Source organism: Microvirga soli (assembly GCF_016734765.1).
Lineage (GTDB): Bacteria > Pseudomonadota > Alphaproteobacteria > Rhizobiales > Beijerinckiaceae > Microvirga > Microvirga soli.
In genome coordinates this window covers 31,380-47,051 of record NZ_JAERQE010000015.1, presented here as the reverse complement: position 1 = coordinate 47,051, position 15,672 = coordinate 31,380, and the positions used below count along the sequence as shown (strand labels likewise).

The 15,672-nt window shown below is 64.5% G+C and carries 20 protein-coding genes; 10 read left to right on the top strand and 10 right to left on the bottom strand.

Annotation, left to right across the window (positions count from 1 at the left end):
- Positions 1–83: 83 nt before the first annotated feature.
- The 5 genes from JKL45_RS14530 to JKL45_RS14510 all read left to right on the top strand — a co-directional run bounded on the left by JKL45_RS14530 (position 84) and on the right by JKL45_RS14510 (position 4,111).
- On the top strand, positions 84–365 hold the full coding sequence (locus JKL45_RS14530; protein ID WP_201862010.1) for an acyl carrier protein: 282 nt from the start codon (positions 84–86) through the stop codon (positions 363–365).
- A 121-nt stretch (positions 366–486) separates the two neighbouring features.
- Positions 487–948: a 3-hydroxyacyl-ACP dehydratase FabZ family protein gene (locus JKL45_RS14525; protein WP_201862007.1), complete on the top strand. Its 462-nt coding sequence runs from the start codon at positions 487–489 to the stop codon at positions 946–948.
- Positions 948–2,069, top strand: a complete 1,122-nt coding sequence (locus JKL45_RS14520; protein ID WP_201862004.1) for a beta-ketoacyl-ACP synthase — start codon at positions 948–950, stop codon at positions 2,067–2,069. Before JKL45_RS14525 ends, JKL45_RS14520 begins: the two co-directional genes overlap by 1 nt.
- 10 nt (positions 2,070–2,079) lie before the next feature.
- Positions 2,080–3,360 carry a beta-ketoacyl-ACP synthase gene (locus JKL45_RS14515; RefSeq protein ID WP_201862001.1) on the top strand — a complete coding sequence of 427 codons (1,281 nt, stop codon included), beginning with the start codon at positions 2,080–2,082 and terminating at the stop codon, positions 3,358–3,360.
- 4 nt (positions 3,361–3,364) lie between these two features.
- The gene (locus JKL45_RS14510; RefSeq protein WP_201862000.1) at positions 3,365–4,111 is read left to right on the top strand and encodes an SDR family NAD(P)-dependent oxidoreductase; all 747 of its coding nucleotides are present in this window, start codon (positions 3,365–3,367) and stop codon (positions 4,109–4,111) included.
- A gap of 60 nt (positions 4,112–4,171) precedes the next feature.
- Here JKL45_RS14510 and JKL45_RS14505 read toward each other — a convergent pair whose 3' ends face one another.
- Entirely contained in the window at positions 4,172–4,675 is a 504-nt protein-coding gene (locus JKL45_RS14505; protein ID WP_201861999.1) for a DUF6622 family protein, read from the bottom strand.
- A 201-nt stretch (positions 4,676–4,876) separates the two neighbouring features.
- Between JKL45_RS14505 and JKL45_RS14500 the strand changes: the two genes are divergently transcribed.
- From JKL45_RS14500 to JKL45_RS14490, 3 genes are all read left to right on the top strand, one after another.
- A complete protein-coding gene (locus tag JKL45_RS14500) occupies positions 4,877–5,899 on the top strand; it encodes a zinc-binding dehydrogenase (protein WP_201861998.1) in 1,023 nt (340 codons plus the stop codon).
- A gap of 109 nt (positions 5,900–6,008) precedes the next feature.
- Positions 6,009–6,956 carry a lipid A biosynthesis lauroyl acyltransferase gene (locus JKL45_RS14495; RefSeq protein ID WP_312896966.1) on the top strand — a complete coding sequence of 316 codons (948 nt, stop codon included), beginning with the start codon at positions 6,009–6,011 and terminating at the stop codon, positions 6,954–6,956.
- A gap of 41 nt (positions 6,957–6,997) precedes the next feature.
- Positions 6,998–7,723 (top strand): DUF1223 domain-containing protein, encoded by a 726-nt coding sequence (locus JKL45_RS14490; RefSeq protein WP_246498550.1) that lies wholly within the window; start codon positions 6,998–7,000, stop codon positions 7,721–7,723.
- Here the strand turns inward: JKL45_RS14490 and JKL45_RS14485 are convergent.
- The 3 genes from JKL45_RS14485 to JKL45_RS14475 are packed head-to-tail and all read right to left on the bottom strand — an operon-like array spanning position 7,720 to position 9,739.
- A complete protein-coding gene (locus tag JKL45_RS14485; RefSeq protein ID WP_201861994.1) occupies positions 7,720–8,331 on the bottom strand; it encodes a TPM domain-containing protein in 612 nt (203 codons plus the stop codon). The genes JKL45_RS14490 and JKL45_RS14485 overlap by 4 nt on opposite strands.
- Positions 8,332–9,120: a TPM domain-containing protein gene (locus JKL45_RS14480; protein ID WP_201861990.1), complete on the bottom strand. Its 789-nt coding sequence runs from the start codon at positions 9,118–9,120 to the stop codon at positions 8,332–8,334.
- Between the two features lie 13 nt (positions 9,121–9,133).
- Complete coding sequence (locus JKL45_RS14475) at positions 9,134–9,739, bottom strand: LemA family protein (RefSeq protein ID WP_201861988.1); 606 nt, start codon at positions 9,737–9,739, stop codon at positions 9,134–9,136.
- A 145-nt stretch (positions 9,740–9,884) separates the two neighbouring features.
- Here JKL45_RS14475 and JKL45_RS14470 point away from each other — a divergent pair, with 145 nt between their 5' ends.
- Positions 9,885–10,523, top strand: coding sequence for a LysE family translocator (locus JKL45_RS14470; protein ID WP_201861986.1), 639 nt, complete (start codon positions 9,885–9,887; stop codon positions 10,521–10,523).
- Here JKL45_RS14470 and JKL45_RS14465 read toward each other — a convergent pair.
- From JKL45_RS14465 to JKL45_RS14450, 4 genes are all read right to left on the bottom strand, one after another.
- Positions 10,498–10,992 (bottom strand): hypothetical protein, encoded by a 495-nt coding sequence (locus JKL45_RS14465; protein ID WP_201861984.1) that lies wholly within the window; start codon positions 10,990–10,992, stop codon positions 10,498–10,500. The two genes, JKL45_RS14470 and JKL45_RS14465, sit on opposite strands and share 26 nt — an antisense overlap.
- 89 nt (positions 10,993–11,081) lie before the next feature.
- Positions 11,082–12,395, bottom strand: a complete 1,314-nt coding sequence (gene rlmN / locus JKL45_RS14460; protein ID WP_210345773.1) for a dual-specificity RNA methyltransferase RlmN — start codon at positions 12,393–12,395, stop codon at positions 11,082–11,084.
- 137 nt (positions 12,396–12,532) lie between these two features.
- Complete coding sequence (locus JKL45_RS14455) at positions 12,533–13,225, bottom strand: hypothetical protein (protein ID WP_201861983.1); 693 nt, start codon at positions 13,223–13,225, stop codon at positions 12,533–12,535.
- A 309-nt stretch (positions 13,226–13,534) separates the two neighbouring features.
- Entirely contained in the window at positions 13,535–13,915 is a 381-nt protein-coding gene (locus tag JKL45_RS14450; RefSeq protein WP_201861982.1) for a YkvA family protein, read from the bottom strand.
- A gap of 80 nt (positions 13,916–13,995) precedes the next feature.
- On the opposite strand from JKL45_RS14450, the gene JKL45_RS14445 reads away from it, so the two are divergent.
- Entirely contained in the window at positions 13,996–14,781 is a 786-nt protein-coding gene (locus JKL45_RS14445; RefSeq protein WP_201861977.1) for an SDR family NAD(P)-dependent oxidoreductase, read from the top strand.
- Positions 14,782–14,801: 20 nt separating this feature from the next.
- On the opposite strand, the gene JKL45_RS14440 is transcribed toward JKL45_RS14445, so the two are convergent.
- A complete protein-coding gene (locus JKL45_RS14440; RefSeq protein WP_201861976.1) occupies positions 14,802–15,272 on the bottom strand; it encodes a GNAT family N-acetyltransferase in 471 nt (156 codons plus the stop codon).
- Between the two features lie 4 nt (positions 15,273–15,276).
- On the bottom strand, positions 15,277–15,672 hold the full coding sequence (locus JKL45_RS14435) for a GFA family protein (protein WP_201861975.1): 396 nt from the start codon (positions 15,670–15,672) through the stop codon (positions 15,277–15,279).

Genomic DNA, 15,672 nt, shown 5'->3' with positions numbered 1-15,672 from the left:
ATGAGCGTCTGGACACCGGGGCATCCCCGAGCTTGCCGGCGCCGCCTCGTTGAGACCAACATGCACATCAGGAGAGCGGCGTCATGGCGTCCACCTTCGAGACCGTCGCCGGCATCATTTCAGAGACCGCCGATATTCCGCGTGAGCAGATCACCCCCGAGAGCCACGCCATCGAGGATCTGGGCATCGACTCGCTCGCCTTCCTCGATATCGCATTCGCGATCGACAAGGCCTTCGGCATCAAGCTGCCCCTGGAGCAGTGGACCCAGGAAGTGAACGAGGGCAAGGCTCCGGCCGAGGAATACTTCGTCCTGAAGAACCTCGTGGCGCGCATCGACGCGCTGGTGGCCGCCAAGCAGGCCTGATCAAACAATCCCGGCGGGCCGGCTGATCGAGCCGGTCCGAAGAGGCGATCCATCAAGCGGCCCCGCCTCATGGATTCTCTTCCCATTGAATTCGCCGGGGGCGATAGGGTAGGGGATCCGGATGCGCCTCGAATATTTTGAAATGATCGACCAGGTGACGAGCCTCGACCGCGAGACCAAGCGGATCGAGGTGTCGTCCGTCGTCCCCCAGGAAAGCCCGGTCTTCGAAGGGCATTTCCCCGGCCACCCCCTCGTGCCCGGCGTTCTCCTCACCGAGACCATGGCCCAGGCCTCCGGCTATCTCGTGCTGGGCCTGATGGGCTTCACCCACATGCCGTTCCTGATGGGCGTCGACAAGGCGCGCTTTCGCACCTTCGTCGGACCGGGTACGGTGCTCACCGTCACGGCTTCGCTGGAGCATGAAGGCTCGGGCTATGCGGTGACCAAGGCCAGGATCACGGCCGAGGGCAAGCCGATCTGCGATGCGGAGCTGCGCTTCCGGATCATGCCCTTCCCGGAAGGCATGGACGGTCTGATGCGCGCGCAAGCCAAGCGCATCGGCCTCCTGGAGGAAAATGTGTGATGCGCGACGTCGTCATTACCGGAGTGGGCCTCGTCTCCTCGGCGGGAGAAGGCCTTGAGGCGCACCTGACGGCGCTTGCCGGCGGCAGCCCGAACACGGATGCGGCCAGTTTCGAGCCCTTCCCGGTCCACCCGGCGGTGACCCTCGAATGGGACCGGCAGATCCCGAAGAAATCCGACCAGCGGCAGATGGAGCCGTGGCAGAAGCTCGGCTGCTATGCGGCAGGCCTCGCCCTCGATGCAGCGGGCGCCAAAGAGGATGCGGACCTCAAGGGCCGCATGCAGCTCATCGTCTCGGCCGGCGGCGGCGAGCGGGATTATGCCGTCGACGGTCAGATCCTCACCGGGCTGCGCAAAGCCGACAATCCTGGCGTGTTCCTCAACGAGCGCCTGATGGGCGACCTGCGCCCGACCTTGTTCCTGGCGCAGCTCTCCAACCTGCTCGCCGGCAACATCTCCATCGTCCACGGCGTCACCGGCGCGTCCCGCACCTTCATGGGCGAGGAATCGAGCGGCATCGATGCCATCCGCATCGCCCGCGAGCGCATCGCCTCGGGCCAGGACGACATCTTTCTCGTCGGCGGTTCGTACAATGCCGAGCGGCCCGACGTGCTCCTCATCTACGAGATGGGCGGCTTCCTCTGGAAGAAGCCGTATACTTCAGTCTGGGAGCGCCCCGCGGAAGGTGGCGGCATGATCCTCGGATCAGGCGGTTGCTTCCTGGTGCTCGAATCCCGCGAACACGCCGCCGCGCGCGGCGCGAAGCCGCTTGCCGCTATCGCAGGTGTTGCCTCCGACCGCAGCCGCCGTCAGCCGGGCAGCGTCGAAGGTGCGCTTCACGGCCTGTCGCGGCAGCTCGGGGGCAAGCCTGATGTCGTGCTCTCCGGCGCCACAGGCATCAAGGGGATCACGGACGAGGAGCGGGCCGCGCTCAAGGACATCGCGCCCGGCGCGGCCATCCATGCGACCGGCGATCTCGTGGGCCACACCATGGAAGCCCAGGCGCCCATCGGCGTCGCGCTGGCCGCCGGCCTGATCGCCGGAGGCGGCCTGAGCGAGGCGCTCGTCACCTCCATCGGACATTGGCGCGGCGAAGGCGCCATCCGGCTCACCAAGGCTTGAGGAGAAGGCTATGGCGCTTCGCGACAAACAGGGCCGCCCGCTCGTTGCCGTCACCGGCATGGGCGTGGTCACGTCCCTCGGCCAGGGCAAGGACGACACCTGGGCCGCATTGACGGCCGGCCGGTCGGGCATCCACCGCATCGAGCGCTTTCCCACCGAGGGCTTGCGCACCACCATTGCCGGCACCATCGACTCGGTCGATGTGGAGCCCTTCTGCGCCCCCATGCTGTCCGAGCGGCTCGCCATGCTGGCGGCGGAGGAAGCAGTGGGGCAGTCGGGATTGGCACCCAGTGGTTTCCCGGGCGCGCTGTTCATCGCCGTGCCGCCGGTCGAGATGGAATGGCCGCAGCGCGAGGCCTTGGCTGAGGCTTCGGGCCAAGGCGATGAGGTGACTTACAAGGATCTTCTCAAGGCCGCGGCTACTGGCCGCTTCAAGCCGTGGCATGACCTCTTCATTTTCGGCACGGTGGCCGACCGGGTGGCCGACCGCTTCGGCACCAGAGGCTCGCCGATCTCGCTGTCGACCGCCTGTTCGTCGGGTGCCACCGCGATCCAGCTCGGCGTCGAGGCGATCCGCCGGGGCGAAACGGATGCCGCGCTCTGCATAGGCACCGACGGCTCCGTGAACCCGGAATCGCTGATCCGCTTCTCCCTGCTCTCGGCGCTCTCGACCCAGAACGAGAACCCGGAAGCGGCGTCCAAACCCTTCTCCAAGAACCGCGACGGCTTCGTCATGGGCGAGGGCGGCGCGGCGCTCGTGCTGGAGAATGCGGAAAGCGCGAAGGCGCGGGGCGCAAAAATCCTCGGCTACGTGCTCGGCTGCGGCGAGAAGGGTGACGGCTTCCACCGCACCCGCTCGTCCCCGAACGGCATGCCGGCCATCACGGCGATCCGCCAGGCGCTGGAGGATGCGGGCGTTTCGCCTGAGGATATCGATTACATCAATGCCCACGGCACCTCAACGCCGGAGAACGACAAGATGGAGGCCATGAGCTGCACCGCCGTGTTCGGCGAGCGCATGGCGAACCTTCCGATCTCATCCAACAAGTCGATGATCGGCCACACGCTCACGGCCGCCGGTGCGGTGGAGGCGGTGATGTCGCTCATGACTATCGGCACCGGCCGCATCGCGCCGACCATCAACTACCAGGTGCCCGATCCTGCGATCCCGCTCGACGTGGTGCCGAACGTCGCCCGCGACGCAAGCGTGAACTACGTGCTCTCGAACTCCTTCGGCTTCGGCGGCCAGAACACCTGCCTCGTCTTCGGGGCCGAGCCGAAAGGGGCTTGAGATCATGACACGGGTTCTGGTGACGGGCGGCGGCAAAGGCGTCGGGGCCGCCATCGTGCGGGCGCTCGTGGCCGCCGGCCACGATGTCGACTTCACCTATCGTTCCTCAGGCGATGCCGCGAAGGCACTCGCCGAGGAGCTGATGCAGGCGAATGCCGGCCGCACCATCAAGGCCCATGAGGTCGATCTCTCCGACAAGGCGGCGTTGGAGGCCTTCTGCGAGAGCATGGAAGGCGAGAGCTTCTTCGGGCTCATCCACAATGCCGGCCAGCCCTATGATGCGCTCGCCGCCATGATGCAGCAGGACAAGGCCGAAGCCGCCATGCAGGTGAACTTCTGGTCGTTCACCCGCATCGCCAAGGCGCTCATGCGCGGCATGATCCGCGCCAAGCAGGGCCGCATCGTGGCCATCGGGTCCGTGGCGGCGCTCCAGGGCAACCCCGGCAACGCGGCCTATGCCGCCTCCAAGGGTGCGCTGATCTCCTATTGCCGCACGCTTAGCGTCGAGACCGCCAAGCGCGGCGTCACGGTCAACGTGATCGCCCCGGGCTTCATTGACACGGACATGATGGCGCCTTACGCCGCCTATCGCGACAACATGGAAAAGCAGATCCCGGCCGGACGTTTCGCCAAGCCTGAGGAAATCGCCGGCCTCGCTGCCTTCCTCCTGTCCGAGCCCGCCGCCTACATCACCGGCACGGTTCTGCCCATCGACGGCGGCCTCACCTCGATGCTGGGCGTGCATCGGTAAGTGCACGGTCATCCCGGACGGCGAAACCGATCCGGGATCGTGTGACCAGCGCCACATCTCTCATGCCTCGGCGGCGCGCAGATAGCGGGTCATCAGCGTAGCCCACCACCCGGCACTCATTCCCGTGCCTAGGCCCATAACGGCATAAGGCAGCGCAAACCAGAAGGGCTCCTGGGCCAAGTTTCGGTTGAAGGCCAGGTAGACTTCGATGGCGTATCGCATCCCGAACACCATAAGGCCCGTCACGAGCCAGAACGCGGTGCCCGGCAACCGGATGATTCCTTCTGTCCGGTCGATGTCGATTCGGAGAAGCTGGGTCCAAAAAACTCCGATTCCGATCCCTAAAAGACAGCTGGCAAGCCAGAATGGAAGGATGTCCGAGAGACGGGACGAAAGAAGAAGCGTGCCGAGTGCCGTCGTCAGAAAAATCCCTGGAACGACAGAGAAGCGCGCAGGGCTTCCGCTCCCGGGTTTCAGGGCCCTCATGCCCAAATAGATGATCAAGGCAAGAACGGCCCAGACCCATGCAGGAGCACCTGTAACGATTGCCGAAATGGTGCTCACGACCGGGCCCCTTAACCTGAAGACAATTCTGTACTGTTATATGGAACTGAATGAGAGGGAAGCCGCCTACGGCTTGCCATTCCTCCATTGGCCCTTTAAGCCCCCGCAACCAGTTTCTCCCGTCATGGCCATCCACGTCTTTCCTCTGCAAGGGGCACCCCGGAGCAAGGCCGGGCATGACGACGACAAGGATTTCATTTCATGCGCTCCCTCCAGCTCTTCGGCGACCGTGACCTTCGCATCACCGAGATCGACGCTCCGCCGCCGCCCGCGCCCGGCGAGGTGCAGGTGCGGGTGAAGGCGCTGGCGCTGAACTTCCTCGATGTCTGGGGCTTTCGCGGCATGGCGTTTGCCAAGCGCAAGATGCCCCAGGCGGTGGGCGTCGAGGCATCTGGCGAGATCGCGGCCGTCGGCGAGGGCGTCACGCGGTTCAAGGCGGGCGACCCGGTCACCATGTACGGGGCCGAGACCTGCGGGCACTGCGCGGCCTGCCGGAAGGGGTGGGATAATCTCTGCGAGAACGTCGCCGGCATCATGGGCTTCCACATCGACGGCTTCGCCCGCGAGCTGATCAACCGTCCCGAGCGCCTGGTGATCCCGGTGCCCAAGGGCGTCTCCTTCGAGCAGGCGGCTTGCGCGCCCATCGGCTTCGGCACCGTGCAGCACATGCTGTTCGACAACGCGAAGCTCGAGCCCGGCGAGTCCATTCTCGTCCATGCGGGCGGTTCCGGCATCGGCACGGCGGCGATCAAGATGGCCAAGGCCATCGGCTGCACGGTCTATACGACGGTGGGTGACGACGAGAAGGGCGAGAAGGCCAAAGCCTTGGGCGCCGACTACGTGGTCAACTACCGCACCGAGCGCTTCGAGGGCGAGGTGCGCCGGCTGACCAAGCGAAAAGGTGTCGATGTGGTGTTCGAGCACGTGGGCGCCGAGACCTGGAACGGAAGCTTGCTGTGCCTCAAGCGCGGCGGGCGCCTCGTCACCTGCGGCTCCACCTCAGGCGTCTCCACCACCATGAACCTGATGCAGCTCTTCCAGCAGCAATACCGGATTTTCGGGTCCTTCGGGTGCCGGATCGAGAACATCTCCCAGTCCCTGGACAAGATGGCTCAAGGCATGACCCCCGTGATCGACGCGGTCTTCCCGCTCGATGAGTTCCAGCAGGGGCTTGAGCGGCTCGAGGGCCGCAAGGTCTTCGGCAAGGTGCTCGTGACATTCTGAGCTGAAAGCCGGCCGCTCGAACAATTCGCCGCGACCGCAGACCTTGACGAAACCGCTCGCCTTCGAAAAGACCAGGGGAGCTTCTTCTCAGGCCGGGATTCAGAAAAACGTGCAGCAGCCCCATCGCCCCCGCAGCCTCGTCTCGCGCCTCACCGAGACGGTCATGGTCGGCGTCGTGCGCGGCGTCTTCGGCTTGGCGCGGGCGCTCGGCCCCGAGCGCTCCGGCGCGGTGGGCGCGGCGCTGACCCGCACCTTCGGACCTCTGTTGCGCGCTCATAAGACCGCTCTGAATAACATCCGCGCGGTCTACCCGGAGAAGTCGGAGGCCGAGGTTAAAGCCCTTGCCATGGCAGCCTGGGACAATCTCGGCCGCACAGCTGGCGAATATCCGCATCTCGGGCGCTTGTTCGACTTCGATCCCGAGAGCGATGTTCCCGGCCGCACCGAGGTCGACGGCATCGACCACTTCCTCAGCTTACGCGACGACGGCAAGCCCGGCCTCATCTTCTCGGCTCATCTGGCCAACTGGGAATTGCCTGCGATCTGCGCGGCCCGTTTCGGGCTCGACACCACGGCGGTGTTCCGTGCGCCCAACGATCCGGCCATCGCCCGCGTGCTGCACGAGATCCGTAGCGAGACCATGGGTAATCTCGAAGCGGCCCGCCAGGGCGCGGCCTTCGCCATGCAGGGCGCGCTGGAGAAGGACGGGCATCTCGGCATGCTCATCGACCAGCATTTCACCCGCGGGGTGATCGTGAACTTCATGGGCCGCCCGGCCCTGGTGAACCCGATCCTGGGAAAATTCGCCCGCCGCTTCGATTGCCCGGTCCACGGGGTGCGGGTGATCCGCCTGCCCAACCACCGCTTCCGCCTCCAGCTCACGCCGCCTCTCGATCTGCCGCGCGACCCGGACGGGCAGATCAACGTGCAGGGCGCCATGCAGGCCATGACCTCCGTGGTGGAGGAATGGGTGCGGGAATATCCCGAGCAGTGGCTGTGGATGCACCGCCGCTGGCGGGTTCCTGAAACCGCTCAAGGTAACGTGAGTTCACCTTGATGCGGAATTCATGTTCCATGGCTTGCATCATGGTATCTCGATTGAAAGCGACCCTGGCGGCCCTTGCATTTGCCGCCTTTCTGCAGCCCGCCCTGGCGGAACCGCCCCGCGCGGTGGTCGAGCTCTTTACGAGCCAGGGCTGCTCCTCCTGCCCGCCGGCCGACGAGCTCTTGGTCGAATTCTCCCGCCAGCCCGACATCGTCGCCCTGTCGCTGCCGGTCAATTACTGGGATTATCTCGGCTGGAAGGACACGCTCGCCCACGTGGCCTTCACCGAGCGGCAGAAGGCCTATGCCCATTCCCGCAGCGATCGGCAGGTCTTCACGCCGCAGATGATCGTCAACGGCAAGAAGTCCTCCATCGGGTCGGACCGGGCTCAGGTCGAGAAGGCGATCCAGTACACCACCAAGGGGCGCAAGGCCCTACCGGTGAATGTCGTCATCGACGAGCAGAACGACACGGTCACCATCACCGTCGAGGAGACCCCCGACACCACCCAGCGGGAGGCCGAAATCTGGATCCTGCCCGTCCTGAGATCGCAGACGGTGCCGATCGAGCGCGGCGAGAACAAGGGCAAGGCCATCACCTACGCCAATGTGGTGCGCGGCCTGAACCGGGTGGGCGAATGGCGCGGCGGCTCCGCCCGCTTCGAGGTGCCGCTCGACATGGCCCGCAAAGGCGGCGATGCCTATGTGGTGCTCCTGCAGGGCACGGACGCGACCCGGCCGGGCCTCATCCTCGGTGCTGCCAAAGGCCCGGGGCTTTAATCAAGAAGAATGACTTTGTTGGGCAACTCGTCCACGTCGTCGAGGCGGGGAGGGGCGTGCTGGGCCAGGATCGCGCCTGTGCGTCGGATGGCATCCTCCAGGCCTTCGATCATTCGGTCGTTGCGGATTGCCGTCGTCAGGTCTGCCACGATGCCGGCCCACACGCCTGGATCGACCCGGTCGGCAATGCCTGTGTCGGCCAGAATCTCGGCATGGTGCTCGGCGAGCGCCAGATAGATCAGCACCCCGGTCTTCTCCCGTGTGCGGGTCATCCCGCGCCGCAGGAACTCGCGCGAGGCTGCCTCGTGCGCCTGAGCGTGCTTGATGGAACGCGGCACCATGGCGAAGCGCAACTTCGGCCAGGAGAGGACAAGGCTTGAAACAAGCGCCACCGCGAGCTGGATCAGGAAGATGCGCGAGGTGCTGATGCTGGTCAGCCAGATCAGGGGCCAAGGCGTGACGAGCGCCGCGAGCAGCCCCCAGAGCAGCGGAACGGCACGATAATGCCCGGCCTGCTCGGCAATCACGAGAACGATTTCGCCGGAGGTCTCGTCCTCCACGTCACCGATCACGCTCGCCAGACGGGCCTGTTCGTCGTTTGAGATCATCTACCAGCTCCCCGAAGCGCCGCCGCCGCCCGACGAGCCGCCTCCTCCCGAGAAGCCGCCGCTGCCGCCGGACCATCCCCCTCCGCCGCCTCCCCATCCTCCGGTGGTGACGATCCACGGGCCATGGCGGCCCCGCCGCATGCCCTGCCGGCGGCCTGCGCCCATCATGCGCGAAATCAGGAAGAACAGGATCAGCAGGATCACGAAGGCCATGACGGGATCGATGGCGGTAGTGCTGTCCTCCCGCACCTGCGCTCTCCGCTGCCATTCCTCCGCATCGCCCGTGAGGATCGACAGCATGGCGTCCGCACCCGCATCGATGCCGCCGGCGAAGTTGCCCTTCTGAAACTGGGGCGCGATGGCCGTGGTGATGATGATCTTCGACAGGGCATCGGTGAGGGCGCCCTCCAGCCCATAGCCCACCTCGATGCGAACCTTGCGCTCCTGCGGCGCCACGAGGAGCAGCGCTCCGTTGTCCTTGTCCTTCTGGCCGAGCTGCCAGTGCCGGAACAGGCGGTTGGCGTAATCCTCGATCTCATAGCCTTCCAGCGAACGCAGGGTCGCGACCACCACCTGGTCCGTGGTCTTGTCCTCATGGGCTTTGAGCTTCGCCTCCAGGGCTGCCCGCTCTTCGGGCTTCAGAAGGTTCGCTGAATCAACCACGCGGCCGGTCAGGGGCGGGAAGGTCTGGGCCAGGGCGGGGAAGGAGAAGAGGAGGAGCGTGAGAACGGCCGCGATAAGGAGCGCCAAAACCCTCTTCCCCTTCATGGGGGAGGGGAAAGACAGCATGCCTATCATCCGTTCAGAACTTTACCGGCGGCGGGCGGTCCGATCCGGCCGTTGCGGTGAACGTCTCCATGGGCTTGGCTTCCGGATAGAGAATGCCGGCGATCCAGCGGCCCGGAATCGTGCGCAGCTCCGTGTTGTAGGCCTGAACGGTGGAGATGTAATCGCGCCGGGCAACGGCGATGCGGTTCTCCGTGCCCTCCAGCTGCGATTGCAGGGCCAGGAAGTTGGCGTTGGATTTCAGCTCCGGATAGCGCTCTACGGTGGCGAGCAGGCGGCCCAGCGCGCCGGAGAGCTGGTTCTGTGCCTCCTGGAACTGCCTGAACTTTTCCGGGTCGGTGATCGTGGAAGCGTCGACCTGAACCTGCGTGGCGCGGGCGCGGGCCTCCGTCACCTGGGTCAGCACCTCGCGCTCCTGCTGGGCGAAGCCCTTCACGGTCTCGACGAGGTTCGGAATGAGGTCGGCCCGGCGCTGATACTGGTTCTGCACCTCGCTCCAGGCGGCCTTGGCCTGCTCTTCGAGGGTCGGGACATTGTTGATGCCGCAGGCGGACAATCCGAACGCCAGGAGCAGGCCCATCAGGCCTAAGCGGATCCGGGCGGCTGAGAGCAATGCGGTCATGTCTGTCCTTTTTCGCGGTTTTTGGTTCTTCTTACCCCGCCCGGATCAACACATGGAGCAGCGGCGGCGTTTCAACAAGCGGCTTTGGGGTGGCCGTGCACACGGGATTGAGGCATGATCCCGCCGCTTTGATGGAAACGTATCCATGACCTTCCTGCCTGACATCGGTACCCTGCTCACCTACACTCTGGCCGCGATCCTGCTGTTCATCACGCCGGGTCCTGACATGAGCCTGTTCCTGGCCAAAACCATGTCAGGGGGGCGCAAGGCCGGCATGGCCTCCATGCTGGGTGCGACGGCGGGATGCTGCGTCCATACGCTGCTCGCAGCGCTGGGGCTCTCGGCGCTCCTGGCGGCCTCCGTCACCGCCTTCACGGTGCTGAAGATTGTTGGCGCGCTCTACCTGCTCTGGATGGCGTTCGATGCCGTGCGGCACGGCTCGGCCCTGAGCGTGAAGGAGGAGGGCCGGGCGGAAGTCTCGTTCTGGAAGACCTTCTTCATGGGTGTGGGTATCAATCTCACGAACCCCAAGGTGGTTTTGTTCTTCGTGACCTTCCTGCCGCAATTCGTGGATGCCAGCGATCCGCATGCGGCCGACAAGCTGTTGTTCCTTGGCTTCTACTTCGTCGCGCTCAACACGCCGATGGGCGTGCTCATGATCCTGGGCGCCGACAAGCTGATTTCTCTCCTGCGCGGCCGTCCGAAGCTCATGCGGGGGATCGACTATTCCTTCGCCGGCCTGTTCTCGGTCTTCGCCGTCAAGATCCTGACAACGGCGCGGTAGGTTCCCTTCGCCTGGGCTCGCGCCCGCCGATGATGGCCCAGTAGACGAGGCCGGCCACGGCGCCGGTCAGTCCCAGCACGAAGCTCACATGCAGCTCCTCGGGGCTCGCAATGCGGGCCTGCCCGCGCAGGATCCACGGCACGGCTGCGGTCAGCACGCCCGTGGCGAGCACGTGCCAGAGGAGGCTTCGCATCCCCAGCACCTCGCTGACGATGGCGACCAGCAGCGGCGGGAAGATCAGCAGCGTGAACATGATCCGGCCGACCGCCAGGAACGCGTCCTCGACAATCGGGCCTGGGTCCTCGGCGGCAAACACCGCATCGATCAGCGACCAGAAGCCGACGAACAGCGTATCGCCGGTCAGCAGCGCCATCACCGGGTCGACTATGGAAGCGATGAGGAAGAACGTCCCGCTCGCGCCGACGGCGATGAGAAGCGCGAAGGGGATAAGGATGAGCCAGCGGATCATGGCTCATAAGTAAAGGAGCCTCAGAGCATCCGCCAGTCAGGCTGTGGAGAAAGCACCGCGCTTAAGGGCAGCGCGATGCCTTTCAGGTTTTATTCCCCGTTCCCCACCACATACACCCCCTCAGCCCCGATGCCCTGTTCGGCCATCATGCGGGCACGGGCGCGCAGCTTTTCGGTCTCGCTCTTGAGCTGGCCGCAGGCGGCCAGGATATCGCGGCCGCGCGGGGTGCGCACGGGCGAGGCATAGCCGGCCCGGTAGACGATCTCGGAGAAGCGCTCGATCCGCTCCCAGTCCGAGCACTCATATTTCGAGCCGGGCCAGGGATTGAACGGGATCAGGTTGATCTTCGCCGGGATGCCCTTCAGCAGCTGGACGAGCTTGCGCGCATCGGCGTCCGAATCGTTCACCCCCTTGAGCATCACATACTCGAACGTGATGCGGCGGGCATTCGACAGGCCGGGATAGGCCCGGCAGGCATCGAGCAGTTGCGCGATGTCGTATTTGCGGTTGATCGGCACCAATTCGTCGCGGAGTTCATCGCGCACGGCATGAAGCGAGATCGCCAGCATCGTATTGGCCTCGGCGCCAAGGCGCTCCATCTGCGGCACGACCCCCGAGGTCGAGACCGTGATGCGGCGACGCGACAGAGTCAGGCCCTCGCCGTCTGACATCACCTCGATGGCAGCGACCACGTTGTCGGTGTTGTAGAGCGGCTCGCCCATGCCCATGAACACGATGTTGGACACGAAGCGTCCGCCATCGTTCGGCACGAAGGCGCCTTCCGGCGGGGTGGCGCCGGGCCAGTCGCCGATGGCATCGCGGGCCACGATCAGCTGCGCGACGATCTCGGCCGAGGTCAGGTTGCGCACGAGGCGCTGGGTGCCCGTGTGGCAGAAGGAGCAGGTGAGCGTGCAGCCGACCTGGCTCGACACGCACAGCGTGCCGCGGTCGGTCTCGGGGATATAGACGCATTCGATCTCCGCGCCCTTGTCGAGGGGGCCGGTGGAGGCCATGCGGATCAGCCACTTGCGGGTGCCGTCCTTCGACACCTGCTCGGAGACCACCTGCGGTCGGGCGAGCGTATAGGCGGCTGCCAGCCTGGCGCGCAGCTCCTTGCCCATGTTGGTCATTTCGGCGAAGTCTTTTGCGCCCCGGAAATAGATCCAGTGCCAAAGCTGGGCCACGCGCATCTTGTGCTCGCGCTCGGGCACGCCGATGGCGGCCAACGAGTCCTTGAGCTGATCGCGGGTGAGGCCCACGAGCGAGGCGCCGCCTGGAGCAGCCCCGGCCACCACGTTCAGCTCCGCGGTCTTTTCGATGAACCCGGCCGCGCGCGCGGCATCGCTGACGGCAACAGGAGCCGCATTGGGGTTGCGCTTGGCGATGTCGAGCACCGTCGCCATGGGAGATCATGCCTTCGTTGTTGGGAGTTCGGCGGTCATATAACACGATTGCGCCGGAAAAGTGAGCGTAAACGCAAAATCCGGGCCTGAGGCCCGGAAGATGCTTATCGGTATGTTGTTTTTCAACCGTGCGCGTTTTACGACGCGCATTCCTTGCGGGCGTGCTCCAGGGCCTTGCTGAAGCCGTTGAGGGAATAGCGGTCGGTCAGGTTCGAGCCACGGGCGGATTGCGACTTCACTGTCATGGTGCCGCTCTTCGCCATGGTGGCGATGGCCTGGCCTTCCTCGGCTGGATTCTTCAGCCAGGCATTGGTGGCCTTGGCCAGGAGGGCATAGGACGTGTTGCCGACGGAGACCTCGGCCGGGCCATTCTCCTTGGCTGTGAAGCCGAACTCGAACGCCACCTCGTTCTTCACGTTCTCCGCCGGGCGGAAGGAGACGAACAGATAGGCCGGATCGCGGGTGACATTCTTGGGCGACCAGTCCTTCGGGCGGCTCAGCGCATAGCAGATCTTCGAGCGGCCGCTCTGGGCCATGTAGACCTCCCAGTCGCCGTAGGACGTCACGAGCGAACCGCCCGGACTCGTGGCGCGGGCAGGCTTGGCCGCAACGGCAGCCGCCGCCCCGGCTGCGGCTGCCGCAGCAGCGGGCTTGGCCGGCGTGGTCTTCGTGGCGGAGGGCTTAGCCGGAGCCGGCTTGGCCGCTGGCTTGGCCGGGGTCGAACGGGTCGAACGCTGGGCCTGAGCCAGGGCTGCAGGTCCGGTTCCGATTACGACGAGGGCGGAAAGGATGCCCGCGGCGATGCCGCGCTGGAAAGATGCAGGAGTCATGGGGCGGACCATAAAGCCGGATGGTTAAGAACTTTTCACCGACCCCGTTAAGACGCTAGCGGGCGATTGGCGATGCGTCCAAACGTGGCGGTTGCTTCAAGGATGCCGGTTCAGGCTGAACCAGAACACAATAAAAAGGGCCGCTTGCGCGACCCCTTGTAGTATCCTTCAAAGCTTGTCGTTTTTGAAATTCGCTGGAGGAGTTGAAATCACTTTGATGCTAACGGAATCACTTATAGTGACAAGAAATAACATTGCAATAAGTACATATTCTTAATTTGCACGAACTTGCCGCAACTGTAGCCAAGCTTAAGTGAGGGCGTCCGCCAGCGTTTTCCTGGCTTTTTTTTTGTGCTCTTCCGTGATCGAGCCGGCCACCTGGGTGATGGCTGCGGCGAGCACGGCTGCATCGTCGGCAAAGCCGATCAAGGGCAGAAGATCGGTGATCGCATCGGTCGGGAACACGAAATACGCGATGGCCCCGATGAGAATCAGCTTCACGCGGCTCGGAGTCGATGGGTCGGTGGCGCAGAAATAGGCCGCAACGAGATCTTCCGCGAAGGGGATCTTGCCGGCCACGCGCTTGAACTTCTCCCAGAAGCGGCGCTTGAGGCCCTCCTCGTCGCGGGTCGCCTCGCGCATGGCCTCCATCTCGGCCTTGGTAAAAGGCTTCACGAAGGGGTCGCTCATCCGGTCCGTTCCTTCCATGGTCTGCGTTCCCGTTGCGTCGAAGATACCGTAAGACGGGCTTCGACCCAGGGAGAAAAGCGATGAAGCTCGACAAATTGATGGCAGCCATCGTCACCGGAGGCGCTTCGGGCCTCGGCGAGGCCACAGCCCGCATGCTCGCGGCCAACGGCGCGAAGGTGGCCATTCTCGATATGAACGCGGAACGCGGCGGCGAGGTTGCCCGCGACATCGGCGGCGTCTTCTGCCGGGCCGACGTGACCGACGAGGCCTCCATCGATTCGGCGCTCTCTGAGGCGCGGGCGGCGAACGGCATCGAGCGCGTTCTCGTCAACTGCGCCGGCATCGCGCCGGGCAAGCGCACGGTGGCGAAGAAGCGCGAGACCGGCGAGCTGATCCCGCACGATCTCGCGAGCTTCCGCCGCGCTGTGGAGATCAACCTCATCGGCACTTATGCGATGATTTCGAAATGCGCCGCCGCCATGGCTGGCCTGGATCCCGTGACGCCCGACGGCGGGCGCGGCGTCATCGTCAACACCTCGTCGGTGGCAGCCCAAGATGGGCAGATCGGGCAGGCGGCCTATGCTGCCTCCAAGGGCGGCGTGCTTGGCCTGACGCTTCCCGTCGCGCGCGATCTTTCGGGCTTCGGCATCCGCGTGATGACCATCATGCCGGGTCTGTTCCACACGCCGCTGTTCGAGGGTATTGCGGAGGATTACCGCAAGGCGCTGGAAGCCAATGTGCCATTCCCGTCCCGTCTGGGCCGCCCTGAGGAATACGCCAACCTCGTCAAGGCCATCATCGAGAACGACATGCTCAACGGCGAAGGCATCCGCCTCGACGGTGCGTTGCGCATGCAGCCGAAGTAAAGATCAAGCTGGAAGCTGCTCTAAGGAGCAGCTTCCCCTAAGACCTTCTGCATGATGATGGTTCTCTCAGCACCATGGTATTCATCGCGGATAGCTGAGAATCCGAGCTTTGCGTAAAAGCGCTCAGCCGTGATGGAAGAGGGAACCATCAGGTGTGCAATCCCACCCTGGCGAGCCCTTCGTTCGAGTTCCTGCATCAAGGCCGTTCCGATGCCACGAGCTTGATGATCTGGAGCAATGAAGACTGTCCGAATGACGGCACCTTGCAAGCTTGCCGTTCCCACGACTTCGTCTGTCAAAACAGCAACCAGAACTTCACGTGCTCCCATCAGCTCGCTCACCCGCTCAGGGGAGAAGTTGGTAGCAACGGAAGCGATGATCTCGGGCGGGTAATCCTGGGCATTGGTTTCCCGAAGAGCCCTGACAATCACTCGGCTGATGGCTTCAGCATCATGGCGGACGGCTGGGCGGATTAGAAGCTCCGATCTCATGCGTTTATTCCCGGTTCTCAGAAAAGCTTTTGAGATCCGGAGTGCACAGCCAAGCTTCGCGGCGCTTGGTCCAGGCCTCGTAGGTGGGCGTAAACAGATTGGGCTCTTCGAACGCGCCGAGCTTGATCTCGATCTCGTCGCCTGCATCCCGGTCGAACACCTGCGAGCCGCAAGTCGCGCAGAAGCAGCGCTCGGATTCCGGCGTGGCGGACCAGGTCCTCGTTTCGCCCGTGATCGTCACCTGATCGACGGGGTAGATCACGAAGGCGCTGAAAGGGGCGCCACTGATCTTGCGGCAGGTCATGCAATGGCACAGGCCCACGCGCTTCGGTTCGCCCGTGGTCTTGAACGTCAGCTGGCCGCAGGCGCAGCCACCGGTCCGGATGCGGGGTTCCGCCAT